Genomic DNA, 26,825 nt, shown 5'->3' on the forward strand with positions numbered 1-26,825 from the left:
CGCGCACCTCGGTCGGTGGTCCCAGGACCACCGGATCATGGCGCAGGGCGGTGCACCGGGACAGACTGTGGCCATGGACCCGCAATCGCCACAGACCGTCGACGCCTATCTGGACCGCATCGGCGCCGTCCGTCCTGCGCGCCCCGACGCGGCTGCCCTGCGCGATCTGCAGGTGCGGCACCTCACGACCGTGCCCTTCGAGAATCTGTCGATCCATCTCGACGAGGACATCGTGCTGGAGGAGAAGGCGCTCCTCGACAAGGTGGTGGGCGTCCGGCGGGGCGGCTTCTGCTACGAACTCGGCGGCGCCTTCGCGGCCCTGCTGCGGGCTCTCGGCTTCGGCGTCACCCTGCTCCAGGCCCGCGTCTACGGGGACGGCGGACGACTCGGGATTCCGTACGACCACCTCGCGCTGCGCGTCGAGACCGACGACGGCACCGGACCCTGGCTCGCCGATGTCGGCTTCGGCGATCACGCCCACTTCCCGCTCGTGCTCGACGACCGTACGGACCAGGAGGACCCGCGGGGTACGTACCGGATCCGGGAGACGCCCGATGCCACGGACGGTGCCGGGGCCGGGGATCTCGATGTGCTGCGTGACGGGGTGCCCCAGTACCGCCTCGATCTGCGGCCGCGGGCTCTCGCGGACTTCCGGGCCGGCGCCTGGCACCACCGCACCTCGCCCGATTCGCATTTCACCAGGTCCCTGGTCTGCTCCCGGCTCACCGGCGTGGGCAGGGTCACCCTCAGCGGGCGCACCCTCATCACGACGGTGGGTGGCGAGCGACATGAAGTTCCGCTGGCTACCGACGCCGAGGTGCTCGCCGCCTACCGTGAGCACTTCGGGCTGCGGCTCGACCGGCTGCCCACAGTTCACAAGGCGGGCATTCAAGGGCCGAACGGTTGACGCACACAAGCGGAACGTTCAATTCGGACCTTCGGTAACACCTCCGCCCAAGCCCTGTCCAGACCCTCCGTTTGCCTCGAACGCCTCAAGGGTGATCGAATGCATGCTCGTCGGCGGGCCGCTGCTCCGACAACGACGTCCAGCCGTCAGGCCCCATGGTGAATCTCCCCCGGGGGTACTGAAGATGTTCGGCCGTTGGCTTGGAAGCAAGAAGGCGACGCACGCGGCAGGCGGCAGCCCGCTCGCCGGACTTGCGGTGCCGCGCAATGCGGGAGTGCTGAGCTGCCGTGTGCTCGATCCGGTCAACGTGGCTGTTCAGCAGGCCGAGTTCGTGGTCACGGACAGCGCGGGCCGCAAGGTCGTCGGCGGCGAGACGGACCCGTACGGGAACGTCCTCGCCACCGTCCCGGCGGGCGAATACCGGCTGGCCGTCACGGCGGAGGGCTTCACTCCGTTTCATGGTTCGGCCACCGTCAGCGAGAGTGGCCACGCGGGCCTCGGCGACGTGATGCTTCAGGTCTCCGCGCCCCCGCAGCTGCCCGCCCCCGGTGACTGGGAGATCGAGCCGAACCACACGCAGATCGGGTTCACCGCCCGTCACATCGGGCTGGCCCGTATCCACGGCCGGTTCAACACGTTCGCCGGTGCGGTACGGATCGCCGACCGCATGGAGGACTCCGCCATGCACGTCATCATCGATGCCGCGTCGATCGACACGAACGTGCAGATGCGCGACGACCACCTGCGCTCCAGCGACTTCCTCGACGTCGGGCGCTACCCGACGCTCGAGTTCTACAGCGACCGCTTCGTTCACCGGGGCGGCAGCCGCTGGGGCGTCAGCGGCGCGCTGACCCTGCACGGCGTCAGCCGTACGGTGACGCTGGACACCCAGTACCTCGGCCTGGGCAACGGTCTTGAGGGCGAGACCCGGGCGGCGTGCCGGGCCACCACGGAGCTGCACCGTGAGGACTTCACGCTGACCTGGCAGACGATGCTGGCCCGCGGTATCGCCGTCGTCGGTCCCAGCATCGCCATCGACATGGACATCCAGATCGTCCCCAAGAGCTGACTCCGGGGAGGCCTGCGGCCGGGCGCCGCTAAGGCGCTTCCAGCCATCCCTCGTACTCCGCGGCGAACGCGTCGAGTGCCGCGGAGTCCAGCCGGCCGGCCGGGTCGTCGACGACCACCAGCCACTGGGCGTCCTCGGCGTCGTCCTCGCCGGCCAGCGCGTCGCGTACGAGCTGGGGCTCCTCGGCGACACCGAAACGGTCGGCGAGCTCTCCGGCCACCTCCTCCGCCGCGTCGCGGTCGGGCAGCACCAGCACATGTCTCACATCGCTCACCTGCCCATTCTCCGGTACGACGATGGATGCGGGAACAGGCGGTCCAAGCCGGGCTGTCACTGGGGCGTGGGATGCTGGACGGCGATGGCCACCAGAAGGAATTCCACCGACGACCCGCTCGCTCCCCTCACGCTCGCCGTGGGCCAGGAGGACCTCCTCCTCGACCGTGCGGTGCAGCAGGTGGTGGCGGCGGCCCGTGCGTCCGACGCCGACACGGACGTCCGCGACCTCACATCCGACCAGGTCCAGCCGGGCACTCTTGCCGAGCTGACGAGCCCTTCGCTCTTCGCCGAGCGCAAGGTGGTGATCGTGCGTAATGCGCAGGATCTCTCCGCCGACACGGTGAAGGACGTCAAGGCGTACCTCGGTGCGCCGGTCGAGGAGATCACGCTCGTGCTGCTCCATGCGGGCGGCGCCAAGGGCAAGGCGCTGCTGGACGCGGCGCGCAAGGCGGGTGCGCGGGAGGTTGCCTGCCCGAAGACGACCAAGCCCGCCGAGCGGCTCTCGTTCGTACGGTCGGAGTTCCGGGCGCTGGGGCGTTCCGCGAGCCCCGAGGCCTGCCAGGCGCTCGTCGACTCCATCGGCAGCGATCTGCGGGAGCTGGCGAGTGCGGTGTCGCAGCTGGTCGCGGATGTCGAGGGCACGATCGACGAGGCGGTGGTCGGGCGCTACTACACCGGCCGTGCGGAGGCGTCCAGCTTCACCGTTGCCGACCGGGCGGTGGAGGGACGGGCGGCGGAGGCGCTGGAGGCGTTGCGCTGGTCGCTGTCGACCGGGGTGGCGCCCGTACTGATCACCAGTGCGCTCGCGCAGGGCGTACGAGCCATCGGCAAGCTGTCCTCGGCACGCGGGGGGCGTCCGGCGGATCTTGCGCGTGAGCTGGGGATGCCGCCGTGGAAGATCGACCGGGTGCGGCAGCAGATGCGGGGGTGGACGCCGGACGGGGTGGCGATGGCGCTGCGGGCGGTCGCGGATGCCGATGCGGGCGTGAAGGGTGGTGGGGACGACCCCGAGTACGCCCTTGAGAAGGCCGTCGTTGCTGTTGCGCGGGCGGCGCGGAGCGGCCGGTGACCGTGGGACGGCGAGGTGGGCGCCGGTCGTGACCGGCTGGGCTCGAGCGGGTATGCCGAAGGCCCCGGTTCACCGCCCTGGGGAGGGTGGCGGGCCGGGGCCTCGGTTCTAGCTCTGTGCGCCGCACCCGCGTGGCGAACGCAGGTTCGGTGTGCGGCGCGGGGGCCGGGCAGGGGCGGGAGAGAGGGCCCGCTGGTCCGTTCCGGCAGTTACATCAGAAAGCTCAGCCCTGGAGGGCGGCAACCTTGGAGGCCAGCGCCGACTTCTTGTTGGCGGCGGCGTTCTTGTGGATGACGCCCTTCGAGACAGCCTTGTCGAGCGCGCGCGAAGCGTCGCGAACGGCCGTGGTGGCCTTCTCGACGTCGCCCGCTGCGGCAGCCTCACGGGCCTTGCGGATCGCGGTCTTGAGCGAGGACTTGACGGCCTTGTTGCGCAGGCGCGCCTTCTCGTTCGTCTTGTTCCGCTTGATCTGGGACTTGATGTTCGCCACGAAAGAGCCTTTTCAGGTTCGTTGGATCTTCGATGTGCGCCCCGCTGCCCGTAAGAGCCACGAGGCACAGCTGTCAACGGTACCAGCCGCGCTCCGACCGGCCCAAACCGGTCTCTGCCCCGCAGCCGTGGGACGATGGAAGCTACGTATCGATCCGACCGACCCGACATCGACCCGAGACACGGCGTTCGGCGTCTCAAGAATCAGGACCCTGCGTGCCCGCGACTCCTACCCACGTGCCCGAGCCGAGCCGTACCGACCCGGCGCTGATCCGCAACTTCTGCATCATCGCTCACATCGACCACGGCAAGTCGACCCTTGCCGACCGGATGCTCCAGCTGACGGGCGTGGTCGACCAGCGGCAGATGCGCGCTCAGTACCTCGACCGGATGGACATCGAGCGCGAGCGCGGCATCACCATCAAGTCCCAGGCGGTCCGTCTGCCGTGGGCGCCCACCACGGGCGAGGGCGAGGGCAGCACCCACATCCTCAACATGATCGACACCCCGGGCCACGTGGACTTCACGTACGAGGTCTCCCGCTCGCTCGCCGCCTGCGAGGGCACGGTCCTGCTGGTCGACGCCGCGCAGGGCATCGAGGCCCAGACGCTGGCCAACCTGTACCTGGCGATGGAGAACGACCTCACCATCGTTCCGGTGCTCAACAAGATCGACCTGCCGGCCGCGCAGCCCGAGAAGTTCTCCGAGGAGCTGGCCAACCTCATCGGCTGCCAGCCCGAGGACGTCCTCAAGGTCTCGGCGAAGACCGGCGTCGGCGTGGACGCGCTGCTGAACCGCGTGGTCAGGGATGTCCCGGCGCCGATCGGCAAGGCCGATGCCCCGGCCCGCGCGATGATCTTCGACTCGGTCTACGACTCGTACCGCGGCGTCGTCACGTATGTCCGTGTCGTCGACGGTCAGCTCAACAAGCGCGAGCGCATCAAGATGATGTCCACCGGCGCCACCCATGAACTGCTGGAGATCGGTGTCTCCTCCCCGGAGATGACCCCGGCCGACGGCATCGGTGTGGGCGAAGTGGGCTACATCATCACCGGGGTGAAGGACGTCCGGCAGTCCAAGGTCGGTGACACGATCACCTCCCTGAGCAAGGGTGCGACCGAGGCGCTGGGCGGTTACAAGGACCCCAAGCCGATGGTGTTCTCAGGTCTGTATCCGCTGGACGGCTCCGACTACCCGGACCTGCGCGAGGCCCTCGACAAGCTCCAGCTCAACGACGCCGCCCTGGTGTACGAGCCGGAGACCTCCGCGGCCCTCGGCTTCGGCTTCCGTGTCGGCTTCCTCGGGCTGCTGCACCTCGACGTGATCCGCGAGCGCCTGGAGCGCGAGTTCGGTCTGGAGCTCATCGCCACCGCCCCCAACGTGGTCTACCGCGTCGAGATGGAGGACGGCAGCGAGCACATCGTCACCAACCCGAGCGAGTTCCCCGAGGGCAAGATCGACAAGGTGCACGAGCCGGTCGTACGTGCCACCGTCCTCGCCCCCAGCGAGTTCATCGGCGCGATCATGGAGCTCTGCCAGAACCGGCGCGGCACCCTGCTCGGCATGGACTACCTCTCCGAGGACCGGGTCGAGATCCGCTACACCCTGCCCCTCGCCGAGATCGTCTTCGACTTCTTCGACCAGCTGAAGTCCAAGACCCGCGGCTACGCCTCGCTCGACTACGAGCCCACCGGCGAGCAGTCCGCCCACCTCGTCAAGGTCGACATCCTGCTGCACGGCGACAAGGTCGACGCGTTCTCCGCGGTCACGCACAAGGACAAGGCGTACGCGTACGGCGTGCGGCTCGTCGCCAAGCTGCGCGAGCTCATCCCGCGGCAGAACTTCGAGGTGCCGATCCAGGCGGCCATCGGCTCCCGGGTCATCGCCCGTGAGACCGTCCGCGCCATCCGCAAGGACGTTCTCGCCAAGTGCTACGGCGGTGACATCTCCCGTAAGCGGAAGCTGCTGGAGAAGCAGAAGGAAGGCAAGAAGCGGATGAAGATGGTCGGCAATGTGGAGGTGCCGCAGGAGGCCTTCATCGCCGTGCTGTCCACCGACGAGTCGGGCGGGGAGAGCAAGGGCAAGAAGTAGTTCCCGGCGGATTTCCGCTTCTGTCCCGGCTTGAGCCAGGCTGCCCTACTCGGTGGTAGCCCCAACGGACCCCTGCGTCGCAGCACCCTGCGGCGTGGGGGTCCGTTTGTTATGAAGCGGCGTCCGATTGCCTCTTACGCGGCGGACGTGCGCGCTCTACCCTGATCACGGCTCGTAGTTACTCGCGAGTTAAACAAGCGGAATCACGTACGCAGGATCAGCACGCAGACGGACGCATGCAAGCAGGAACAAGCAGCAGCACGCAGCAACCAAACAACCGGTCGTGAAGCACTGCCGCAGGCCCGGAGGATGTCGTGAGCGACACACATACCCTGATCGATAACCGACCGCCCTCCGTGGCGACCCTCTTCATCGACCGCGTTGCGGCCACTCCGGACGGGGAGGCCTACCGCTACCCGGTCCCCTCGGCCACCGGACAGGGCGCCGACGAATGGAAGTCGCTGAGCTGGGCACAGGCCGCGGAGCGCGTGTACGCGATCGCCGCAGGGCTCATCGGTCTGGGGGTGGAGCCGGAGGAGCGGGTCGCGCTCTCCTCCGCCACCCGCGTCGAGTGGATCCTCGCCGACCTCGGTGTGATGTGCGCCGGCGCCGCGACCACCACGATCTACCCGTCGACCAACGCCGAGGAATCGTCGTTCATCCTCGCCGACTCCGAGAGCCGGGTGCTGATCGCCGAGGACGCCCGCCAGCTGGCCAAGGCCCGCGAGCGCCGCGCCGACCTGCCGAACCTCACCCATGTCGTGGTCATCGACCCGGACGGCGTCGAGCCCGACACGGCCGACCCCGAGGGCTGGGTGCTCTCGCTGGCCGATCTGGAGGCCCGCGGCGCCGAGCTCCTGGCGAAGAACCCGGGCGCGGTCAAGGAGCGGGTCGACGCGATCACCGCCGAGCAGCTGGCCACCCTGATCTACACCTCGGGCACCACCGGCCGCCCCAAGGGCGTTCGGCTGCCGCATGACAACTGGTCGTACATGGCCAAGGCCACCGTGGCGACCGGCCTGATCACCAAGGACGACGTCCAGTACCTCTGGCTGCCGCTCGCGCACGTCTTCGGCAAGGTCCTCACCTCGGGCCAGATCGAGGTCGGCCATGTCACCGCCGTCGACGGCCGGATCGACAAGATCATCGAGAATCTGCCGGTGGTCCAGCCGACGTACATGGCCGCCGTGCCCCGCATCTTCGAGAAGGTCTACAACGGGGTCGCGTCCAAGGCGCGGGCCGGTGGCGGCGCCAAGTACAAGATCTTCCAGTGGGCGGCCGGGGTCGCCCGCGAGTACGCGAAGGTGTCGCAGGACAACTTCCGGCGCACCGGCACGGCCTCCGTCCCGTTCGGCCTCGGCGCCAAGCACAAGGTCGCCGACGCCCTGGTCTTCGCCAAGATCCGTGAGGCCTTCGGCGGCCGGCTGCGCGCCTGTGTCTCCGGCTCCGCGGCGCTCGCCCCCGACATCGGCTACTTCTTCGCAGGTGCCGGCATCCACATCCTGGAGGGCTACGGACTCACCGAGTCCAGCGCCGCCTCCTTCGTCAACCCGGGCGAGGCCTACCGCACCGGCACGGTCGGCAAGCCGCTCCCCGGCACCGAGGTACGGATCGCCGACGACGGCGAGATCATGCTGCGCGGCCCCGGCATCATGCAGGGCTACCACCGGCAGCCGGAGAAGACCACCGAGGTGCTGGAGGCCGACGGCTGGCTGCACAGCGGTGACATCGGCGAGCTGTCCGTGGACGGCTACCTGCGGATCACCGACCGCAAGAAGGACCTGATCAAGACGTCGGGCGGCAAGTACGTCGCTCCGGCGGAGGTCGAGGGACAGTTCAAGGCGGTGTGCCCGTTCGTCTCCAACATCCTGGTACACGGCGCGGACCGCAACTACTGCACCGCCCTGATCGCGCTCGACGAGCCGACCATCCTCGGCTGGGCCGCCGAGAACGGCCTGGAAGGCAGGCCGTACGCCGAAGTGGTGGCGTCCCCGAAGGCCGTGGAGCTCATCGACGGCTATGTGAAGCGGCTCAACGGGGGGCTGCAGCGCTGGCAGACCATCAAGCAGTTCCGGCTGCTGCCGCGCGACCTCGATGTCGAGCACGGCGAGCTGACGCCGAGCCTCAAGCTCAAGCGGCCGGTCGTCGAGCGCGAGTACAAGGGCCTCATCGACGAGATGTACGTGGGCGCCCGCGAGGCGTAGGCACGGCCCATGGTGCGGGCGGGGCGGACCGCCCCGTCCGCACCGCTGTTCCTGGTCCCGTTCCTGATCGCGGTTCCTGCGTCTTCTCCTCCCACTTCGGTAACTCGGTGCTTCTGGGGAGGATCGGTCTGTCACTCTGTCCGTGTCGTCAGCGGCACACGGCGCGAAACAGGCCGTGCGAGAACAGGTCAGGAGCGGCGCCATGGGGCCCATTCCCTTGCAGCGGGACACCGTCCAGCGTCTCGGTACCCACGTCGGGCGGGAGGACGCGCGGCCGGTCGCCCGGACGAGCCTGCCGGGGAATCTCCTCGCGCCGGCCGCCGCGCGCCGTTTCGTCCGGGCCGCCCTCGCCGAGTGGACCGGGCTCGGGCTGCCCGCGGCCGTGGGCTTCAGCGACCGGCTGGCCGACGACGCGGTGACCGTCGCCGATGAGCTCGTCACCAACGCCGTCGTGCACGCCGGGACCACCGTAGAGCTGCTCTTCCGGCTGGAGGAGGCGGCCGAGGACGAGGCCGCAGCCCTGGTGCTGGAGGTCGCCGACCACCACCCCGCCCGTTCCGTACGCAGCGAACGCCCCGGCCCGGTGCCCGCGGCGGACCCGGACGACCCGGGCGAGGGCGGGCGCGGGCTGCAGGTCGTCGCCGCACTCGCCGAGCGCTGGGGCATCACATACCGCACCGGCCTCAAGACCGTCTGGGCCCGGCTGCCCGTCGACGACTGGACCGCGTTGCCCGAGCCCGCCGACGAGCCGGAACTCCGGAGCGGGCTGCGGACCGCCGAACTGCTCGCCCCCACTGCCCGGCGCGCTCTGCGCGACGACGCGGACTGGGCGGGCCGCGGTGCGCTCTCGTTCCTCGCCGAGGCCTCCGACCTGCTCGCCGGCCAGCTCGACGAGGACATCGTGGCGGCGCTCGCCGGGCAGTTACTGGTGCCCAGACTCGCCGACTGGTGTGCGATCTGGCTGGAGCCGGAGAACGGCGGGCCCGCGGCCGTCCCCCGGCTCGCGAGCGTCTGGCACCGTGACGAGACCGAGACCGGGCAGCTGCGCACCGTGTTGGAGCAGGACCCGATCCGGCTGCCGGAGCGGGTGGGCACCGGGCCCGTCTCCATGCCGTGGCCCGGGACCGACGAGGACGGGACCGGCCCGGGCGCCGACGAGCGCTCCAGCGGCCGTGCGGGGGCCGCGCTCGCCTATCGGATAACCGCCGGCGGCCGCACGCTCGGAGCCGTACTCCTGGGGCGGGAGGGCATCGCCCGCGTCCCCGACGGGGTGACCGCGCTGATCGAGGACTTCGTACGCCGTGTCGGCCTCGCCGTCGGCGCCGCCCGCGCCTACACCCGACAGGCCACCATCAGCCGCATCCTGCAACGCGGACTGCTGCCCAGCAAGGTCGCCGACATCCCCGGAGTCACCAGCTCACTGGTGTACGAGCCCAGTGACGACGGCGTCGTCGGTGGTGACTTCTACGACATCTTCGCGTGTCCCGGCGACCGCTGGTGCTTCATCCTCGGCGATGTGCAGGGCAGCGGTCCCGAGGCCGCCGTCGTCACCGGTCTCGCCCGGCCCTGGCTGCGGCTGCTGGCCCGGGAGGGTTTCCGCGTCGGCGAGGTGCTGGACCGGCTCAACCGGCTGCTCCTCGACGACGCGATGGAGACCGCCGAGGCCGCCGCCCTCATGGTCGCTGCGGCGGGCGGGCAGCACCTGCAGGAGGGCGGCCAGCATCTGCGGGAGGACGGCCAGCAGCTGCCGGACGGCGGGCAGCCCCGGTTCCTCTCCCTGCTGTACGGGGAGATGGTGCCGCTGCCCGGCGGCGGCGTGCGCTGCACGCTGGCCAGTGCGGGCCATCCGCTGCCGCTGCTGCTGCGCCCGGACGGCACCGTGCGGCCCGCCGCCGAGCCGCAGGTGCTGCTCGGGGTCGTCGAGGACGTCGCGTACGAGAGCCAGAGCTTCGACCTGGCTCCGGGCGACAGCCTGCTGTGTGTCACGGACGGTGTGACGGAGCGGCGCTCGGGGCCGCTGATGTTCGACGACGGGGACGGTCTGGCCCGGGCACTGGCCGGCTGCGCCGGGCTGACCGCGGAAGGGATCGCGGACCGGATCAAACGGGCCGTCCACGAGTTCGCCGAGCGGCCGCCGGACGACGATCTGGCGCTGGTCGTGCTGCAGGCCCAGTGAGCGTGGGCCGGGAACGTCCGCCGGCGAGTGACAATGGACGGTATGCCTTCCGTACTGCCCGATGGTGAACCCGTACCCGACGACGGGGCCCTGCCCCGCCATGCCCTGGAAGGCGCCGCCGACCGCCCGCTCGGCTTCTACCTGCATGTGCCGTACTGCGCGACCCGCTGCGGCTACTGCGACTTCAACACCTACACCGCGACCGAGCTGCGCGGCTCCGGCGGCGCGCTGGCCTCCCGTGACAACTACGCCGCCCACCTGATCGGCGAGGTCCGGCAGGCCCGCAAGGTGCTCGGCGACGACCCGCGGCCGGTCCGTACGGTGTTCGTCGGCGGCGGCACGCCCACGTTGCTGGCCGCCGGCGATCTCGTACGGATGCTGGCGGCGATCCGGGAGGAGTTCGGGCTCGCCGACGACGCGGAGATCACGACCGAGGCCAATCCGGAGTCCGTCGATCCGGCATATCTGGCGGAGCTGCGGGAAGGCGGCTTCAACCGGATCTCGTTCGGGATGCAGAGTGCGCGGCAGCACGTGCTGAAGATCCTCGACCGTACGCATACGCCCGGGCGGCCCGAGGCCTGCGTAGCGGAGGCGAGGGCCGCGGGCTTCGAGCATGTCAACCTCGACCTGATCTACGGCACCCCCGGGGAGTCCGACGACGACTGGCGGGCCTCGCTGGACGCGGCGATCGGGGCGGGGCCGGACCATGTGTCCGCCTACGCGCTGATCGTCGAGGAGGGGACGCAGCTGGCGCGGCGGATCCGGCGTGGCGAGGTGCCGATGACGGACGACGACGTCCACGCCGACCGCTATCTGATCGCCGACGAGGCGATGGCCGCGGCGGGCTTCTCCTGGTACGAGGTGTCGAACTGGGCCCGGACGCCGGAGGGGCGGTGCCTGCACAACGAGCTGTACTGGCGGGGCGCCGACTGGTGGGGGGCCGGCCCGGGCGCGCACAGCCATGTGGGCGGGGTGCGGTGGTGGAACGTCAAGCATCCCGGTGCGTACGCGCAGGCCCTGGCGGAAGGGCGGTCCCCGGGCGCGGGACGCGAGGTGCTCTCCGAGGAGGACCGTCGCGTCGAACGGATCCTGCTGGAGCTGCGGCTGGTCGACGGCTGTCCGCTGTCGCTGCTGGCCCCGGCCGGGCTGGCCGCGGCGGGGCGCGCGGTGGCGGACGGGTTGCTGGAGGCGGCGCCCTATGCGGCGGGGCGGGCCGTGCTGACTCTGCGGGGTCGGCTGCTCGCGGATGCGGTGGTCAGGGACCTGGTGGACTGAAGGGCGAGCGGGGGTGCGGGTGCGCCTGCGGCGGGCCTGATCCCCTACCCGCCCCTGCCCGGAAACGGGGGCTCCGTCCCCGGACCGGTCCGCAATCCCCGGACGGACCGAAGGCGCCCGGTCGCGGGGGTAGAACCAGCCCCGCCTACTCCCTCGGCGCCGTGACGAAGTCGATCAACTCCTCCACCCGGCCGAGCAGTGCCGGCTCCAGGTCGCGGTACGAGCGGACCGTGGACAGGATGCGCTGCCACGCCGCCCCCGTGTTCTCCGGCCAGCCCAGCGACCGGCATACGCCCGTCTTCCAGTCCTGGCCGCGCGGTACCACCGGCCAGCTCGCGATGCCGACCGACGACGGCTTCACCGCCTCCCAGACGTCGATGTAGGGGTGGCCCACCACCAGCACGTTCGCGTCCGTGACCTCGCTCGCGATCCTCGACTCCTTGGAGCCGGGGACCAGGTGGTCCACCAGGACGCCCAGTCGCGCGTCCGGGCCGGGGGCGAAGTCGCGGACGACGGCCGGGAGGTCGTCGATGCCCTCCAGGTACTCGACGACCACGCCCTCGATGCGCAGGTCGGCGCCCCAGACCCGTTCGACCAGCTCCGCGTCGTGCCGGCCCTCGACGTAGATCCGGCCCGCCCGTGCCACCCGCGCCCGCGCCCCGGGGACCGCGAGCGAGCCGGAGGCCGTGCGGGCGGGGCGTGCGGGACCCGGTGCCGAGGGGCGTACGAGGGTGATGACCCGACCCTCCAGCAGGAAGCCGCGCGGTTCCATCGGGAACACCCGGTGCTTGCCGAAACGGTCCTCCAAGGTCACCGTCGGGCCCTGGGCCGTCTTCTCGCAGCGGATCACCGCACCGCAGAAGCCGCTGGAGACCTCCTCCACGACCAGATCGGGCTCGGCGGGGACCTCGGGGACGGGGGCGGACTTCTTCCACGGTGGGGTCAGATCCGGGTGGTAGCTGCGCATCGGACGACGATAGGACGGGAACGGGTCACGACACGCCGAATGCAGTGGACAGTTGGTCACGTTGCGCACGTACGAACGAGGCGTCCACGAGCGCACCGTGCCCCGGCACGTACACCGCACCCTCGCCGCCCAGCGCCAGCAGCCGGTCCAGCGCGGCCGGCCAGCGCGACGGGATCGCGTCCGGGCCCGCCTGCGGTTCGCCGGACTCCTCGACCAGGTCGCCGCAGAGCACGACGGCGGGGGAGCCGGGCACCAGGGCGGCGAGATCGTGGCCGGTGTGGCCGGGGCCCACGTTTGCCAGCAGCACCTGGCGACCACCGCCCAGGTCGAGGGTCCACTCGTCGCAGACCTGGTGATGCGGCGCCACCAGCACATCGGCCGCCTGCGCCGCGTCCTCCTCGGGCACTCCGTGGCGCACCGCGTCGGCGCGCAGCTCGTCCGCTCCGCGGGCCAGGAGATCCGTCACTCCGACCGCCCCGTACACCTCGGCCCCGGAGAAGGCCGCGGCGCCGAGCACATGGTCGAAGTGGGGGTGGCTGAGTGCGATATGCGTCACCCTCCGGCCGATCAATGCCTGCACCTGGGCCCGGACCTCCACACCCTCGCGCAGCGTCGATCCGGTGTCGAAGAGCAGCGCCCCCTCGGCTCCGACCACCAGTGCGACTGTCGCATCCCACCCGGGAAGCCGCCGCCGGCCCACACCGTTGCCGAGTCGCTCCCAGCCGAACTCTTCCCAAGAGGCGTCCATGCGGCGACGCTATCGGCAACGACCTGCGCAGTCTCGGGGTAGCGTGGCCGGTCGCCCTTGCTAGGGCCCTACCCGGCCGCCGTACACTGGCGGGAGATCACTGGCACTCGTACGCATCGAGTGCCAGGGCCCTTCGAGGAACGACCGAAACGACCGGGATCCACCGAGTGACACAGCTGGAGGTGTGCGCCATGCTCAGCGAACGCAGACTCGAAGTGCTGCGCGCCATCGTCCAGGACTATGTCGGTACCGAGGAGCCCGTCGGTTCCAAGGCGCTCACCGAGCGGCACAAGCTGGGGGTCTCCCCGGCCACGGTCCGCAACGACATGGCAGTGCTGGAGGACGAGGGCTTCATCGCCCAGCCCCACACCAGCGCGGGACGCATTCCGACGGACAAGGGCTACCGGCTCTTCGTCGACAAGCTCGCGGGTGTCAAGCCCCTGTCGTCGCCGGAGCGCAGGGCCATTCAGAACTTCCTCGACGGCGCGGTCGACCTCGACGACGTCGTGGGCCGCACCGTACGGCTGCTCGCGCAGCTGACGCGGCAGGTTGCCGTCGTGCAGTACCCCTCGCTGACCCGGTCGACGGTGCGGCATGTGGAGCTGCTGTCGCTTGCGCCCGCCCGGCTGATGCTCGTGCTGATCACGGACACCGGCCGGGTCGAGCAGCGCATGATCGACTGCCCCGCGCCGTTCGGTGAGACCTCTCTCGCCGATCTGCGGGCCCGGCTCAACAGCCGGGTCGTCGGACGCCGTTTCTCGGACGTCCCGCAGCTGGTGCAGGATCTGCCGGAATCCTTCGAGAGCGAGGACCGGGGAACCGTGTCCACCGTGCTCTCGATCCTGCTCGAAACCCTCGTCGAGGAGACGGAGGAGCGGCTGATGATCGGCGGCACCTCCAACCTCACCCGCTTCGGGCACGACTTCCCTCTGATGATCCGGCCGGTGCTGGAGGCATTGGAGGAGCAGGTCGTGCTGCTGAAGCTGCTCGGCGAGGCCAAGGACTCGGGCATGACCGTACGTATCGGGCACGAGAACGCCCACGAGGGGCTCAACTCCACGTCCGTCGTCGCGGTCGGCTACGGTTCGGGCGACGAGGCAGTCGCCAAACTCGGCGTGGTCGGACCGACCCGCATGGACTACCCCGGAACGATGGGAGCGGTACGCGCAGTGGCACGTTACGTCGGACAGATCCTGGCGGAGTCGTAAGTGGCCACGGACTACTACGCCGTACTCGGCGTGCGCCGCGACGCATCTCAGGACGAGATCAAGAAGGCCTTCCGGCGGCTCGCACGCGAGCTGCATCCGGATGTCAACCCCGATCCGAAGACCCAGGAGCGGTTCAAGGAGATCAACGCCGCCTACGAGGTGTTGTCGGACCCGCAGAAGAAGCAGGTCTACGACCTCGGCGGCGACCCGCTGTCCGCCTCCGGCGGCGGTGGCGCGGGCGGATTCGGACAGGGTGGCTTCGGCAACTTCTCCGACATCATGGACGCGTTCTTCGGTACGGCGTCGCAGCGCGGACCCCGTTCGCGCACCCGGCGCGGCCAGGACGCGATGATCCGGCTGGAGATCGATCTCGGCGAGGCCGCGTTCGGCACCACCAAGGACATCCAGGTCGACACGGCCGTTGTCTGTACGACCTGCAGCGGCGAGGGCGCCGCACCCGGCACCTCCGCCCAGACCTGTGACATGTGCCGCGGACGCGGTGAGGTCTCCCAGGTCACCCGGTCGTTCCTCGGCCAGGTCATGACCTCGCGGCCCTGCCCGCAGTGCCAGGGCTTCGGTACGGTCGTGCCGACCCCGTGCCCGGAGTGCGCCGGTGACGGCCGCATCCGTTCGCGGCGCACGCTCACCGTGAAGATCCCCGCCGGTGTCGACAACGGCACCCGCATCCAGCTCGCGGGCGAGGGCGAGGTCGGCCCCGGCGGCGGCCCGGCCGGCGACCTGTATGTCGAGATCCACGAGCTGCCGCACGCGGTGTTCCAGCGCAGGGGCGACGATCTGCACTGCACTGTCACGATCCCCATGACGGCGGGCGCGCTCGGCACCAAGGTTCCGTTGGAGACACTCGACGGTCTGGAGGAGGTCGACATCCGGCCGGGCACCCAGTCCGGTCAGTCGGTCCCGCTGCACGGCCGCGGCATCACCCACCTGCGTGGTGGCGGGCGCGGCGATCTGATCGTGCACGTCGAGGTGATGACCCCGTCGAAGCTGGACCCGGAGCAGGAGCGACTGCTGCGTGAGCTGGCGAAGCTGCGCGGCGAGGAGCGGCCCACCGGTCAGTTCCAGCCGGGGCAGCAGGGGTTGTTCTCCCGGCTCAAGGACGCGTTCAACGGCCGCTGAGGGCCGTCCGTCGCGTCACTGCCCTCTGCAACGCACCGCCCGCCGGTCCCGGACCGGCGGGCGGTGCGCATATGGCGGTACCCCTTCCGGTCACCTTTCGGCTCCCCTTCCGGATCCCGCTTCGGATATCTTTCGGGCCGCCTCATGGCTGATTCGGCACGGTCCAGGCGACGTGGCACGATGCGGTCATGTCATCCGCGTTGACCGATCTCTGCCGGTATCCGATCGTGCAGGCCCCGATGGCGGGCGGTGTGTCCTGTCCACAGCTGGTCGCAGCCGTCGCCGAAGCGGGCGGGCTCGGCTTCCTCGCTGCCGGGTACAAGACGGCGGACGGCATGTACAACGAGATCAAACAGCTGCGCCGGCTGACCGGTCAGCCGTTCGGCGTCAACCTCTTCATGCCGCAGCCGAACCTCGCGGACCCGAGCGCCGTCGAGGTGTACCGGCAGCAGCTGGCCGGTGAGGCCGCCTGGTACGAGACTCCGCTCGGTGACCCGGACTCGTCCGGCGACGACGGATACGAGGCCAAGCTCGCCATCCTTGTGGAGGACCCGGTTCCGGCGGTCTCCTTCACGTTCGGCTGCCCCACCCGCGACACCTTCGACGCGCTCGCCGGAGTCGGTACGTACACCGTGGTGACGGTCACCACGCCGGAGGAGGCGCAGACCGCCCAGTGGGCGGGCGCCGACGCGGTCTGTGTCCAGGGCATCGAGGCGGGCGGCCACCAGTCCACCTACCACGACGATCCGCAGACCGACGGCACCGGCACGGGCATCGGACTGCTCTCCCTGGTGGCCGAGGTCCGCGAGACCGTCCAGGTGCCGGTCATCGCGGCGGGCGGCATCATGCGTGGCTCCCAGATCGCGGCGGTGATCGCGGCGGGCGCGCAGGCGGCGCAGCTCGGCACGGCTTTCCTGGCCTGCCCCGAGTCCGGTGCCCATCTGCTGCACAAGCAGGCGCTGACCAACCCGTTGTTCGCACGGACGGCGCTGACCCGGGCGTTCTCCGGGCGGCCGGCCCGCGGCCTCGTCAACCGCTTCATGCGCGAGCACGGGCCGTACGCCCCCGCCGCCTACCCGCAGGTGCACCATGTCACCAGCGGGCTGCGCAAGGCCGCAGCCAAGGCCGGGGACGCCCAGGGCATGGCCCTGTGGGCGGGCCAGGGCCACCGGATGGCGCGCGAGCTGCCGGCCGGCCGGCTGACCGAACTGCTTGCCGAAGAACTGGATGCCGCACGCGCGGCAGTGAGCACAAGGAGCACGCAGTGACCGCACCGGTCTTCGTCGTCGAGCAGGTCCCCAGCGGCCCGCGGTTCGTCCTGGACGGGCCCGAGGGGCGGCACGCCGTATCGGTGAAACGGCTGCACGCCGGTGAGGACGTCGTCCTGACGGACGGGCACGGCCGGTGGGTGGAAGGCGTAGTGGAGGCCTCCGAGGGCAAGGACCGGCTCGTCCTGACGAGCCTCGGCACGGTCCACGAGGAGCCCCGGCCCGCGCCCCGTATCACTGTGGTCCAGGCGCTCCCCAAGGGCGACCGCGGCGAGGTCGCCGTCGAGACCCTTACGGAGACCGGCGTCGACGCGATCGTGCCGTGGCAGGCCTCGCGCTGCATCACCCAATGGAAGGGTGATCGTGGCCTCAAGTCCCTGGCGAAATGGCGGAACACGGCCCGCGAGGCGGGCAAGCAGTCCCGCCGGGTGCTGTTCCCGGAGGTGACGGACGCAATGACGACCAAACAGGTTGCCGCACTTCTGGCCACAGCGGACTTCGCGGCCGTCCTGCACGAGGAGCGGGAGTACGACAGCGAGCCGCTCGCCACCGTCGGACTCCCGGTCGGGGGCGAGATCATGCTGGTCGTGGGGCCCGAGGGCGGTGTCTCGCCGGACGAGCTGGAAGCCTTCGCCGAGGCCGGCGCCCGGACCTGCCGGCTCGGCCGGAGCGTACTGCGCACCTCCACCGCGGGCACCGCGGCGACGGCGCTGTTGCTGGGGCGCACCGGCCGCTGGGCGTAACCACCCCATACAGTAAGTCCGGTGTGGCCGCAAGCGGTCTACCGCACGGCGGGTGAGTAGTGGGACGCTTCCACGTATGGGGACATTGAGGGCATCAAGTTCATGGGGGCGCGGCCGGACCCGTCGCATTCCGGCCGTACTGTGCCTCGTCGGTGCGGCGGTTGCGGGGGCCGTCGCCTGTGAGCCGATCGACGGGCTGAACTCCGCGTCCGTCGCCCTGACCACGGACCGGGCCGGCACCGGGGCGCTGGAGGGCAAAGGGGTCGATGTGCGGTGGCTGAACTGCACGGCCGAGGTCGAGGGCGTCGGTGCGACGCCGTCCTCGCCCCCACCCTCCGCGTCCGTGCGGCAGGTGGCGCAGGTCGACTGCCGCGGCCGGACCGTGGGCGGCAAGGACATCACGCTCGCCGGCCAGGTCACGAAGGAGGTCAACGGGCTTTGTGTGCGGGGGGACTTGACGGGGAGGGTCGGCGACAGGACCGTCCTGCGGGCCGATGCGCTCGGCAACTGCGACGCCGCACCCTCGACCGGCGGTGTGACACCGCCGACGGGAGGTGGAGGCGGCGGAAACGGCGGCGGTGCCCGGCCGACGGTCACCGTGACCGTCACCGTGATCGAATCTCCCCGGGGCAAGTGAGTGCGTCCGACACGCAGGTGTGGGCGGACTCCGGCCAACCCCGTTCCCCGGAGCGTGACCGCAGCCTAGGGTGATCGATGTGACGCAGCCTGCCTATCTCCGGTACCCCCATGTCCAGGGCGATTTGATCGCCTTCACCGCGGAGGACGATGTCTGGTTGGCGCCGCTCGACGGCGGCCGCGCCTGGCGGGTCAGCGCCGACAACCGGCCCGTCGGCCAGCCGCGGATATCGCCCGACGGCACCCACGTCGCCTGGACATCCACCCGGGACGGCGCCCCCGAGGTGCACCTCGCGCCCGTCGACGGCGGCCCCTCGAAGCGGCTGACCTACTGGGGCGACGCCCGGACGTCCGTGCGCGGCTGGACCCCCGAAGGCGACGTCCTGGTCATCAGCACCCAGGGGCAGGTGTCGCTGCGCCGCAGCTGGGCCCGGGCCGTCCCGATCGACGGCGGGCCCGCGCGGACCCTGCCGTACGGACCGGTCGGCTCCCTCGCGTACGGACCCGGCGGACGGGTCCTGCTGCTCTCCGCCACCATGGGGCGCGAGGCCGCCACCTGGAAGCGCTACCGGGGCGGCACGGCGGGCAAGTTGTGGCTCGCGCAAGAACCCGGGGACGGCCGGGGACCGGACGGCGTCGAGGAGTTCGTACGGATTCACGAGGGCCTCGACGGCAACATCGAATGCCCGATGTGGGTCGGCGACCGTCTCGCCTTCCTCTCCGACCACGAAGGCGTCGGCGCGCTCTACTCCTCGCTCCCCGACGGCTCCGACCTGCGCCGGCACACCGAGGCCGACGGCTTCTACGCCCGCCACGCGACGACCGACGGCACCCGCATCAGCTACGCCTCGGCCGGTGAGCTGTGGCTGCTCGACGACCTCGAAGGCGCCGGACCCCGCCGGCTCGACATCCGCCTCGGCGGACAGCGCGCCGACCTCCAGCCGCACCCCGTGCACGCCGGGAGCCACCTCGACTCGGCATCCCCGGACCGTACCGGCCGCGGCAGCGCCGTCGGTACGCGCGGCGCCGTCCACTGGGTAACCCACCGCGAGGGCCCGGCCCGCGCACTGGCCGTCGAACCCGGGGTACGGGCCAGACTGCCCCGTACCTTCCAGGCCGACGGCGATCAGCACGTCGTCTGGGTCACCGACGCGGAGGGCGACGACGCCCTCGAGTGTGCACCCGCCACCGGGATCGCTCCTGGCACCGCGCCGCGCCGGCTGGCCGCCGGACGGCTCGGCAGGGTGCTCGACCTGGCGGCGGCCCCCGACGGCAGCCGGTTCGCCGTCGCCTCGCACGACGGCCGGATCCTGATCGTCGAGCGGGAGAGGGGCGAGGTCTACGAGGTCGACCGCAGCGAACACGGCGACGCCTCCGGGCTCGTCTTCTCGCCCGACTCCGCATGGCTCGCCTGGTCCCACCCGGGGCCCGAGCCGCTGAGCCAGCTCAAGCTCGCGCACCTCGCCGACCTGTCGGTCGCCGAGGCCACGCCGCTCCGCTTCCGGGACTACGCTCCCGCGTTCACCGTCGACGGCAAGCACCTTGCCTTCCTCTCCGAGCGGGCCTTCGACCCGGTCTACGACGCGCACGTCTTCGACCTGGCCTTCGTCGGGGCCTGCCGCCCGCACTTGCTGACGCTCGCGGCCACCACACCCTCCCCGTTCGGGCCGCAGCGCCACGGCCGCCCGACCGAGAAGGAGAAGAGCTCCGGCGACGGCGACCAGGACAACCCCACCGCGCTGCCCGTCACCCGGATCGACCTCGAAGGGCTCGCCGACCGGATCGTGCCGCTGCCCGTCGAGGCCGCCCGCTACTCCTCGCTGCGCGCGGCGAAGGACGGACTGCTGTGGCTGCGGCACCCGGTGACGGGCGTGCTCGGAACGGCAGGGGCGACGCCGGACTCCCGGGGGCCGGAGACCGTCCTGGAGCGGTACGACCTGGAGAAGCTGCACAGCGACGAACTCGCCTCCGACGTCAGCCGGTTCGCCGTCAGCGGCGACGGCAAGCGGCTGGTCCTGCACACCCGGGGCAAGCTGCGCGTCGTACCCGCCGACAGCCGTGTCCCGGCGGGCTCCGACGACGACCACGACGGCGGCAGCGACACCGTCGACCTCTCCCGGATCCGCCGGACCGTCGAACCGGCCGCCGAATGGCGCCAGATGTACGACGAGGCCGGCCGCATCATGCGCGACAACTTCTGGCGGCCCGACATGGGCGGCGTCGACTGGGACGGGGTCCTCGACCGCTACCGGCCGGTGCTGGCGCGCGTCGCCACCCATGACGACCTCGTCGACCTGCTCTGGGAAGTGCAGGGGGAGCTCGGCACCTCGCATGCGTATGTGACGCCGCCGGGCGGCCGGCACGACGACACGAGCCGGCAGGGGCTGCTCGGGGCCGACATCTCCCGTACGGACGACGGCCATTGGCGCATCGACCGGATCCTGCCGTCCGAGACGTCCGACCCGGCAGCCCGCTCGCCGCTTGCCGCGCCCGGCGTCGCGGTCCGCGCCGGGGACGTGATCCTTGCCGTCGACGGGCAGGAGATCGACCCCCTGACCGGGCCCGGGCCGCTGCTCACCGGCTCGGCGGGCAAGCCGGTCGAGCTGACCGTCGAGCCGGCGGACGGCGGCAACCTGCGTCATGTCGTCGTCGTGCCGACCGCGGACGAGGAGGCTCTGCGGTACCACGCGTGGGTGGCGGACCGGCGGGCGTACGTGCACGAGCGGTCCGGCGGGCGCCTCGGCTACCTCCACGTCCCCGACATGGTCGGCTCCGGCTGGGCCCAGCTCCACCGGGACCTGCGGGTCGAAGTGGCCCGTGAGGGGCTGGTGGTGGACGTGCGGGAGAACCGGGGCGGCCACACGTCGCAACTGGTCGTGGAGAAGCTGGCCCGCCGCATCGTCGGCTGGGACCTGCCGCGCGGCATGCAGCCGTACAGCTACCCCGGGGACGCGCCGCGCGGTCCGGTGGTGGCCGTGGCGAACGAGTTCTCCGGCTCGGACGGCGACATCGTGAACGCGGCGATCAAGGCGCTCCGGATCGGGCCGGTGGTCGGTACGCGGACGTGGGGCGGTGTGGTGGGCATCGACAGCCGGTACCGGCTGGTCGACGGCACGCTGGTCACGCAGCCCAAGTACGCATTCTGGCTGGAGGGGTACGGCTGGGGTGTGGAGAACCACGGGGTGGATCCCGACGTGGAGGTCGTGATGGCGCCGCAGGACCATGCGTCGGGGCGGGATCCGCAGCTGGATACGGCGATCCGGATCGCGCTCGAGGGGCTCGCGGAGAGTCCGGCGAAGACGGCACCGGGTCTGCCGGGGTAGGGGGCGGGGGCTTGTTCCCCTGCTCGCCCGTTCCCGAAGCCGGGGCGCCGCCCCGGCTTCGGGAACGGGGCAACCGCGCCCGATAGCATGCCCGTGTACGGATCAACCACGCGACCGAGGAGCCCGGCCATGGCGGGAGAACCGCAGCCCGACTGCCTGTTCTGCAAGATCGTCTCGGGAGACGTCCCGGCAACCATCGTCCGCGAGACCGAGACGATCGTCGCCTTCCGCGACATCAACCCCCAGGCCCCCACCCACATCCTCGTCATCCCGCGCGTCCACCACCGCGACGCCGCCACCCTCGCCGCCGCCGAACCGCAGATCGCCGCCGACATACTGCGCGAGGCCGGGCACGTCGCCGCCGAGGAGAAGATCACCGACACCGGTTACCGGGTCGTCTTCAACACCGGCGCCGGTGCCGGGCAGACCGTCTTCCACGCACACGCCCACGTCCTGGGCGGCCGCGGGATGCAGTGGCCTCCCGGATAACAGGCCGCCGCACCATGTCCGTACGAGAACTCGTCGTCCTCGGCACCGCCAGCCAGGTCCCCACCCGGCACCGCAACCACAACGGCTATCTGCTGCGCTGGGACGGCGAGGGCATCCTCTTCGACCCCGGCGAGGGCACCCAGCGCCAGATGCTGCGGGCCGGGGTCGCCGCGCACGACATCAACCGGATCTGCATCACGCACTTCCACGGCGACCACTCGCTCGGCCTGGCCGGGGTGATCCAGCGGATCAACCTCGACCAGGTACCGCACCCCGTCACCGCGCACTACCCGGCGAGCGGCCGGCACTTCTTCGAGCGGCTGCGGTACGCGACCGCCTACCGTGAGTCCGTCGAGCTGACCGAGGCCCCGGTCGCCACCGACGGGATCATCGCCGAGACGGACGCGTACACCCTGCACAGCCACAGGCTCTCGCACCCCGTCGAGTCGTACGGCTACCGCCTCGTCGAGCCCGACCGGCGGCGCATGCTCCCCGACCGGCTCGCCGAGCACGGAATCAGCGGGCCGGACGTCGGACGGATCCAGCGCGAGGGCTCGCTGGGCGGCGTCGGCCTCGACGAGGTCTCCGAGCGCAGGCGCGGACAGCGCTTCGCGTTCATCATGGACACAAGGCTCTGCGACGGCGTGCACGCGCTCGCCGAGGGGTGCGACTTGCTGGTCATCGAGTCGACCTTCCTCGACGAGGACGAACGTCTCGCCACCGACCACGGTCATCTCACCGCCGGACAGGCGGCCCGGGTGGCCCGGGAGGCGGACGTACGGCATCTCGTACTCACGCACTTCTCACAGCGGTACGCAGACCCGGATGTCTTCGCCACCCAGGCCCGCGCCGCCGGGTTCGAGGGTGAACTGACCATCGCCCAGGACCTGATAAGCGTTCCCGTACCCACCCGCCATCAGCAGCAGTGACAGCAACAGCAACACCATTCGTTAGCGAGAAACCCGTGCAACTCCCCAAGGCCGAACTCCACCTCCACATCGAAGGGACCCTCGAACCCGAGCTGGCCTTCGTCCTCGCCGCGCGCAACGGCGTGGAGCTGCCGTACGCGAGCACCGAAGAGCTGCGTACCGCCTACCTCTTCGACGATCTGCAGACCTTCCTCGACCTGTACTACGCGCTGATGGCCGTCCTGCGCACCGAGCAGGACTTCGAGGAACTCGCCGACGCCTATCTCACCCGCGCCGCCGCCCAGGGCGTCCGCCACGCGGAGATCTTCTTCGACCCGCAGGCGCACACCGCCCGTGGTGTCCCGATCGGCACCGTCGTCGAAGGACTCGGCCGGGCGCTCGACCGCAGCGAGGAGGAGCACGGCATCTCCACCCAGCTGATCATGTGCTTCCTGCGCGACCGGTCCGCTGGGTCGGCCCTGGAGACCCTCGACGCCGCGAAGCCCTATCTGCACCGGATCAGCGCCGTCGGCCTCGACTCGGCGGAGGTCGGGCATCCGCCCGCGAAGTTCCGTGAGGTGTACGAGGCGGCCGAGGCGCTCGGGCTGCGGAAGGTCGCGCACGCCGGCGAGGAGGGCCCGCCCGAGTACATCCGGGAGGCGCTCGACATCCTCGGGGTCGAGCGCATCGATCACGGGCTGCGCTGCATGGAGGACCCGGAGCTGGTGAAACGGCTCGTCGCCGAGCGGGTGCCGCTCACGCTCTGCCCGCTGTCCAACGTGCGGCTGCGCGCCGTCGACACGCTGGAGGACCACCCGCTGCGGGCCATGCTGGACGCCGGGCTGGTCTGCACGGTGAACTCCGACGACCCCGCCTACTTCGGCGGATACGTCGGAGACACCTTCCACGCCGTCCATGAGGCGCTCGGCCTGGAGCGGGAGCAGCTGCGCACGCTGGCCCGCAACTCCTTCGAGGCGGCCTTCCTCGACCACGACGAGGAGCGCAGGTCGCGCTATCTGTCGGAGGTCGAGGCGTACGCGTTCGACTGACCGCCCGCACCCGACGGACCGGCCGTCCGGAACGCGTTCCTGCCGAGACGCCTGCGGCGCAGCGCGGGCACGCTGATCTCCGTGACGGCCTGTTCGGGCGATCCCATCTTCGGCACCGCACCGGACAGCGTGCCGGTGGTGGCGGCGAGCAGGGCCGCGGGAGCGCCGCCCCGGCGGCGGACCGAACCGGGCACCAGCGGACGGCCACCGGTGTGCAGCGCGACGGCCGTGACCGGGGCGGCGACCAGCAGCGTCACGGCGCCCAGGATCAGGCCCATCACCGGATAGCCGGCCACCTCGGACAGCACACTGCCGAGGACCGGACCGCAGGCCACGCCGACGGACGAAGCGGAGCCCGCAAGGACCGCCCAGCGTCCGCGTACGTCCAGGGCCGCGGCCAGACCGATCAGATACGACAGGACCACCGGGTAGACGGTGTTCCACGTGATCTCGCCGGCGGCGAACGAACCGAGGCCGCCCGCCGACGAGCTGAGCACGATGCTGGCCGCGATGATCATCGTCCCGAGACCGATCGGTACGGCCCGGCCGAGCCGTGCGCCCAGCACCCCGGCACCCATCACGCCGAGCAGCCCGGCGCCGAGCGCGGCGGCGAACACCGCGCCGACGGTGACCTCGGAGAGCCCGGCCTGGACCACACCGATCCGGCTGCTGACCCCCCACAGCGCGTTCTGGGCCATGGACCAGACAAGCATGCCGCCCGCCAGCACCAGACCGGAGCGGCGGTGCGGCAGCCGCCCGGAGGCGGGCGTGCCGGCACCGGTGGCCGCCGAGCCGCCGAGCCGTGCGGTGGCGGGCCAGACGAGCAGGGCGACCAGCGCGATCGAGGCGAACGGCAGCCGGTGGCCGCCGCCCAGGTGCGGCATCGTCAGATAGAGGACGCCCGCGGTCGCGGAGACGCTGAGCAGTCCCAGGGACGAGGTGCGGTGCGGATCGCGCTGCGCGGCGATGCCGGCCGCGGCCACCGCCGTCGCGGTACCGGAGCCGAAGCCGCCGATCATCGCGCCCATGACCACCAGCGGCACGGAGCCCGTCAGCGCGGCGCAGCCGTACCCCGCCACGGCCAGGAGCAGCCCGACCCGTGCCGGTCTCCGCAGTCCGTACACCTCGACCCGGCCGGCCAGCGAGAACCCGGCGGTGGCCGAACTCAGCAGCAGCGCGCTGCCGACCAGACCGGCCTGGGCCGCGCTGAGGCCCAGATGGGTGGAGAGCCTGGCGACGAGGGTGGGGAGCAGATAGGCGGCGAGGTAACCGGCGGTGAACACGGCGACCAGGGGCCACGCGGCGCGCGGGCGCGAGGACATGGGAATTCCTGAAGACATGCCGGAGAAGGCAGGGGAGGGCAATGAGGGAAAATGCGGGGGGAAGCGGCGCACCCGTCGGTGACGTCGACGGCGATGCTCGCGCGCCAATTTGTATCAAGTGCGCACAGCTGACCGAAAGGCACCATCGTGTGATCTGGGTCACATTTGTGTTTACGGCCTTAACGGCCGGGTAACAGCGAATGTTTACGCAGGTCAGCGTGCGTACGCGCAGGCCGGCCGCACGCCCTTCCGGCGAGGCGGCGCGGACCCTCCGGATGTGTACGCGTATCGGGCACACTGGCGGGATCTGCCACGACCGGGGAGTGCAAGGTGAGCACAGACAATCCAGGCATCGACCCACTGGACGGACTGCGCGCCCCGCAGGACCCGGCCTGCGATGTGTTCCTCACCGGCACGGTCTTCCTCGACATCGTCTTCACCGGCCTGGACAGCGCCCCGGTGCGCGGGACCGAGTCCTGGGCGCGCGGCATGGGCTCCAGCCCCGGCGGGGTCGCCAACATGGCCACCGCACTGGCCAGACTCGGACTGCACACCTCGCTCGCCGCGGCATTCGGTGACGACCACTACGGGGAGTACTGCTGGGACGCCCTCGAGCAGGGCGAGGGCATCGACCTCTCGATGTCGCACACCGTCCGCGGCTGGCATTCGCCGGTGACCGTGTCGATGGCGTACGAGGGCGAGCGGACGATGGTCTCGCACGGCCACGAGGCCCCGCCGCCCGCCACCCCGGCGAACCGGACCTTCCCGCACTGCCCGCCGCGCGCCCGCGCCGCCATCGCCTCACTGGCTCCCGGCCGCAGCGAACCGTGGGTGGCCACCGCGGCCCGGCACGGCGCCCGGATCTTCGCCGACGTCGGCTGGGACGAGACCGGCCGGTGGGATCTGGATGCGCTGCCCGACCTGGAGCACTGCCAGGCCTTTCTGCCCAACGCGGAGGAGGCGATGCGCTACACCCGCACCGACTGCCCGCGCGCCGCCGCCCACCACCTGGCCGAGCGGGTGCCGCTCGCCGTCGTCACGCTCGGTGCGGAGGGCGCGTACGCGGTGGACGCGGCGACGGGCGTCACCGCCGAGGTGCCCGCGATCGAGGTCGAGGCGCTCGATCCGACCGGGGCGGGCGACGTCTTCGTCGCCGGTTTCGTCACCGGCACCCTGGCGGACTGGCCGCTGGCCGACCGGCTGGCCTTCGCCGGACTGACCGCGGCGCTCTCCGTGCAGGAGTTCGGCGGGTCCCTGTCGGCGCCGGGCTGGGCGGAGATCGCCGCCTGGTGGCAGCGGGTCCGCACCTGCGACGGTCAGGATCCGGCGGCGCTGCAGCGGTACGCGTTCCTGGAGGACCTGCTGCCCGCGGCCGCCCGGCCCTGGCCGCTGCGACGGGCCGTACCCACGATCGGCTTCCGCAGCCCGGCGTGACACAGGAGCGTGCGGGCACGCGTGTTCGCCATGCGTA

At 71.2% G+C, this 26,825-nt stretch carries 22 protein-coding genes; 17 read left to right on the top strand and 5 right to left on the bottom strand.

The window, feature by feature from the left end; all coding sequences use genetic code 11:
- The first annotated feature begins 73 nt into the window (after window positions 1-73).
- Window positions 74-907 (top strand): arylamine N-acetyltransferase family protein, encoded by an 834-nt coding sequence (locus ACWCP8_RS29130; RefSeq protein WP_382837345.1) that lies wholly within the window; start codon window positions 74-76, stop codon window positions 905-907.
- Window positions 908-1,091: 184 nt separating this feature from the next.
- Complete coding sequence (locus ACWCP8_RS29135; RefSeq protein WP_451119074.1) at window positions 1,092-1,976, top strand: YceI family protein; 885 nt, start codon at window positions 1,092-1,094, stop codon at window positions 1,974-1,976.
- Window positions 1,977-2,004: 28 nt separating this feature from the next.
- Here the strand turns inward: ACWCP8_RS29135 and ACWCP8_RS29140 are convergent, their stop codons facing one another.
- Complete coding sequence (locus tag ACWCP8_RS29140; RefSeq protein WP_352262062.1) at window positions 2,005-2,250, bottom strand: hypothetical protein; 246 nt, start codon at window positions 2,248-2,250, stop codon at window positions 2,005-2,007.
- Between the two features lie 84 nt (window positions 2,251-2,334).
- On the opposite strand from ACWCP8_RS29140, the gene holA reads away from it, so the two are divergent.
- Window positions 2,335-3,321, top strand: a complete 987-nt coding sequence (gene holA / locus ACWCP8_RS29145) for a DNA polymerase III subunit delta (RefSeq protein WP_352262060.1) — start codon at window positions 2,335-2,337, stop codon at window positions 3,319-3,321.
- A 223-nt stretch (window positions 3,322-3,544) separates the two neighbouring features.
- On the opposite strand, the gene rpsT is transcribed toward holA, so the two are convergent.
- The gene (rpsT, locus tag ACWCP8_RS29150) at window positions 3,545-3,811 is read right to left on the bottom strand and encodes a 30S ribosomal protein S20 (protein WP_030921110.1); all 267 of its coding nucleotides are present in this window, start codon (window positions 3,809-3,811) and stop codon (window positions 3,545-3,547) included.
- Between the two features lie 215 nt (window positions 3,812-4,026).
- On the opposite strand from rpsT, the gene lepA reads away from it, so the two are divergent.
- From lepA to hemW, 4 genes are all read left to right on the top strand, one after another.
- Entirely contained in the window at window positions 4,027-5,901 is a 1,875-nt protein-coding gene (gene lepA, locus ACWCP8_RS29155; RefSeq protein WP_352262058.1) for a translation elongation factor 4, read from the top strand.
- Window positions 5,902-6,215: 314 nt separating this feature from the next.
- Window positions 6,216-8,105, top strand: coding sequence for an AMP-dependent synthetase/ligase (locus tag ACWCP8_RS29160; RefSeq protein ID WP_352262056.1), 1,890 nt, complete (start codon window positions 6,216-6,218; stop codon window positions 8,103-8,105).
- 202 nt (window positions 8,106-8,307) lie between these two features.
- Window positions 8,308-10,281 (top strand): ATP-binding SpoIIE family protein phosphatase, encoded by a 1,974-nt coding sequence (locus tag ACWCP8_RS29165; RefSeq protein WP_352262054.1) that lies wholly within the window; start codon window positions 8,308-8,310, stop codon window positions 10,279-10,281.
- A 33-nt stretch (window positions 10,282-10,314) separates the two neighbouring features.
- Window positions 10,315-11,556, top strand: coding sequence for a radical SAM family heme chaperone HemW (gene hemW, locus ACWCP8_RS29170; protein WP_352262052.1), 1,242 nt, complete (start codon window positions 10,315-10,317; stop codon window positions 11,554-11,556).
- Window positions 11,557-11,701: 145 nt separating this feature from the next.
- Here the strand turns inward: hemW and ACWCP8_RS29175 are convergent, their stop codons facing one another.
- Both ACWCP8_RS29175 and ACWCP8_RS29180 read right to left on the bottom strand, forming a co-directional pair.
- Entirely contained in the window at window positions 11,702-12,523 is an 822-nt protein-coding gene (locus ACWCP8_RS29175; RefSeq protein ID WP_352262051.1) for a DUF3097 domain-containing protein, read from the bottom strand.
- Between the two features lie 25 nt (window positions 12,524-12,548).
- Window positions 12,549-13,271: an MBL fold metallo-hydrolase gene (locus ACWCP8_RS29180; RefSeq protein ID WP_352262050.1), complete on the bottom strand. Its 723-nt coding sequence runs from the start codon at window positions 13,269-13,271 to the stop codon at window positions 12,549-12,551.
- A gap of 191 nt (window positions 13,272-13,462) precedes the next feature.
- On the opposite strand from ACWCP8_RS29180, the gene hrcA reads away from it, so the two are divergent.
- The 9 genes from hrcA (at window position 13,463) to ACWCP8_RS29225 (ending at window position 24,032) form a co-directional block, all read left to right on the top strand.
- Window positions 13,463-14,479, top strand: coding sequence for a heat-inducible transcriptional repressor HrcA (hrcA, locus tag ACWCP8_RS29185; RefSeq protein WP_267008107.1), 1,017 nt, complete (start codon window positions 13,463-13,465; stop codon window positions 14,477-14,479).
- Window positions 14,480-15,616 carry a molecular chaperone DnaJ gene (dnaJ, locus tag ACWCP8_RS29190; protein WP_030921089.1) on the top strand — a complete coding sequence of 379 codons (1,137 nt, stop codon included), beginning with the start codon at window positions 14,480-14,482 and terminating at the stop codon, window positions 15,614-15,616.
- Between the two features lie 188 nt (window positions 15,617-15,804).
- Entirely contained in the window at window positions 15,805-16,884 is a 1,080-nt protein-coding gene (locus tag ACWCP8_RS29195) for a nitronate monooxygenase (protein ID WP_352262048.1), read from the top strand.
- Entirely contained in the window at window positions 16,881-17,627 is a 747-nt protein-coding gene (locus ACWCP8_RS29200; protein WP_352262046.1) for a 16S rRNA (uracil(1498)-N(3))-methyltransferase, read from the top strand. The genes ACWCP8_RS29195 and ACWCP8_RS29200 overlap by 4 nt, the downstream gene beginning before the upstream one ends.
- A 76-nt stretch (window positions 17,628-17,703) precedes the next feature.
- A complete protein-coding gene (locus ACWCP8_RS29205; protein ID WP_352262044.1) occupies window positions 17,704-18,264 on the top strand; it encodes a hypothetical protein in 561 nt (186 codons plus the stop codon).
- 79 nt (window positions 18,265-18,343) lie between these two features.
- Window positions 18,344-21,586, top strand: coding sequence for a S41 family peptidase (locus ACWCP8_RS29210; protein ID WP_451119079.1), 3,243 nt, complete (start codon window positions 18,344-18,346; stop codon window positions 21,584-21,586).
- Between the two features lie 129 nt (window positions 21,587-21,715).
- Entirely contained in the window at window positions 21,716-22,075 is a 360-nt protein-coding gene (locus tag ACWCP8_RS29215) for a histidine triad nucleotide-binding protein (RefSeq protein WP_352262041.1), read from the top strand.
- Window positions 22,076-22,089: 14 nt separating this feature from the next.
- Window positions 22,090-23,004, top strand: a complete 915-nt coding sequence (locus tag ACWCP8_RS29220; protein WP_352262039.1) for a ribonuclease Z — start codon at window positions 22,090-22,092, stop codon at window positions 23,002-23,004.
- A gap of 35 nt (window positions 23,005-23,039) precedes the next feature.
- Window positions 23,040-24,032 (top strand): adenosine deaminase, encoded by a 993-nt coding sequence (locus tag ACWCP8_RS29225; RefSeq protein ID WP_451119081.1) that lies wholly within the window; start codon window positions 23,040-23,042, stop codon window positions 24,030-24,032.
- Here ACWCP8_RS29225 and ACWCP8_RS29230 read toward each other — a convergent pair.
- Window positions 23,996-25,354: an MFS transporter gene (locus ACWCP8_RS29230; protein WP_352262036.1), complete on the bottom strand. Its 1,359-nt coding sequence runs from the start codon at window positions 25,352-25,354 to the stop codon at window positions 23,996-23,998. The two genes, ACWCP8_RS29225 and ACWCP8_RS29230, sit on opposite strands and share 37 nt — an antisense overlap.
- A 330-nt stretch (window positions 25,355-25,684) precedes the next feature.
- Here ACWCP8_RS29230 and ACWCP8_RS29235 point away from each other — a divergent pair, with 330 nt between their 5' ends.
- Complete coding sequence (locus ACWCP8_RS29235; protein ID WP_326603660.1) at window positions 25,685-26,788, top strand: carbohydrate kinase family protein; 1,104 nt, start codon at window positions 25,685-25,687, stop codon at window positions 26,786-26,788.
- Window positions 26,789-26,825 lie beyond the last annotated feature (37 nt).

The sequence above is a fragment of the Streptomyces sp. NPDC002206 genome (genome assembly GCF_053593595.1).

What these genes read in the sequence shown, in the direction of transcription:
- ACWCP8_RS29130 (WP_382837345.1), top strand. Translation starts at nt 74, where the DNA reads ATGGACCCGCAATCGCCACAGACCGTCGACGCCTATCTGGACCGCATC.
- ACWCP8_RS29135 (WP_451119074.1), top strand. Translation starts at nt 1,092, where the DNA reads ATGTTCGGCCGTTGGCTTGGAAGCAAGAAGGCGACGCACGCGGCAGGC.
- holA (WP_352262060.1), top strand. Translation starts at nt 2,335, where the DNA reads ATGGCCACCAGAAGGAATTCCACCGACGACCCGCTCGCTCCCCTCACG.
- ACWCP8_RS29165 (WP_352262054.1), top strand. Translation starts at nt 8,308, where the DNA reads ATGGGGCCCATTCCCTTGCAGCGGGACACCGTCCAGCGTCTCGGTACC.
- hemW (WP_352262052.1), top strand. Translation starts at nt 10,315, where the DNA reads ATGGACGGTATGCCTTCCGTACTGCCCGATGGTGAACCCGTACCCGAC.
- ACWCP8_RS29175 (WP_352262051.1), bottom strand. Translation starts at nt 12,523, where the DNA reads ATGCGCAGCTACCACCCGGATCTGACCCCACCGTGGAAGAAGTCCGCC.
- ACWCP8_RS29180 (WP_352262050.1), bottom strand. Translation starts at nt 13,271, where the DNA reads ATGGACGCCTCTTGGGAAGAGTTCGGCTGGGAGCGACTCGGCAACGGT.
- hrcA (WP_267008107.1), top strand. Translation starts at nt 13,463, where the DNA reads ATGCTCAGCGAACGCAGACTCGAAGTGCTGCGCGCCATCGTCCAGGAC.
- ACWCP8_RS29195 (WP_352262048.1), top strand. Translation starts at nt 15,805, where the DNA reads ATGTCATCCGCGTTGACCGATCTCTGCCGGTATCCGATCGTGCAGGCC.
- ACWCP8_RS29205 (WP_352262044.1), top strand. Translation starts at nt 17,704, where the DNA reads ATGGGGACATTGAGGGCATCAAGTTCATGGGGGCGCGGCCGGACCCGT.
- ACWCP8_RS29215 (WP_352262041.1), top strand. Translation starts at nt 21,716, where the DNA reads ATGGCGGGAGAACCGCAGCCCGACTGCCTGTTCTGCAAGATCGTCTCG.
- ACWCP8_RS29220 (WP_352262039.1), top strand. Translation starts at nt 22,090, where the DNA reads ATGTCCGTACGAGAACTCGTCGTCCTCGGCACCGCCAGCCAGGTCCCC.
- ACWCP8_RS29230 (WP_352262036.1), bottom strand. Translation starts at nt 25,354, where the DNA reads ATGTCCTCGCGCCCGCGCGCCGCGTGGCCCCTGGTCGCCGTGTTCACC.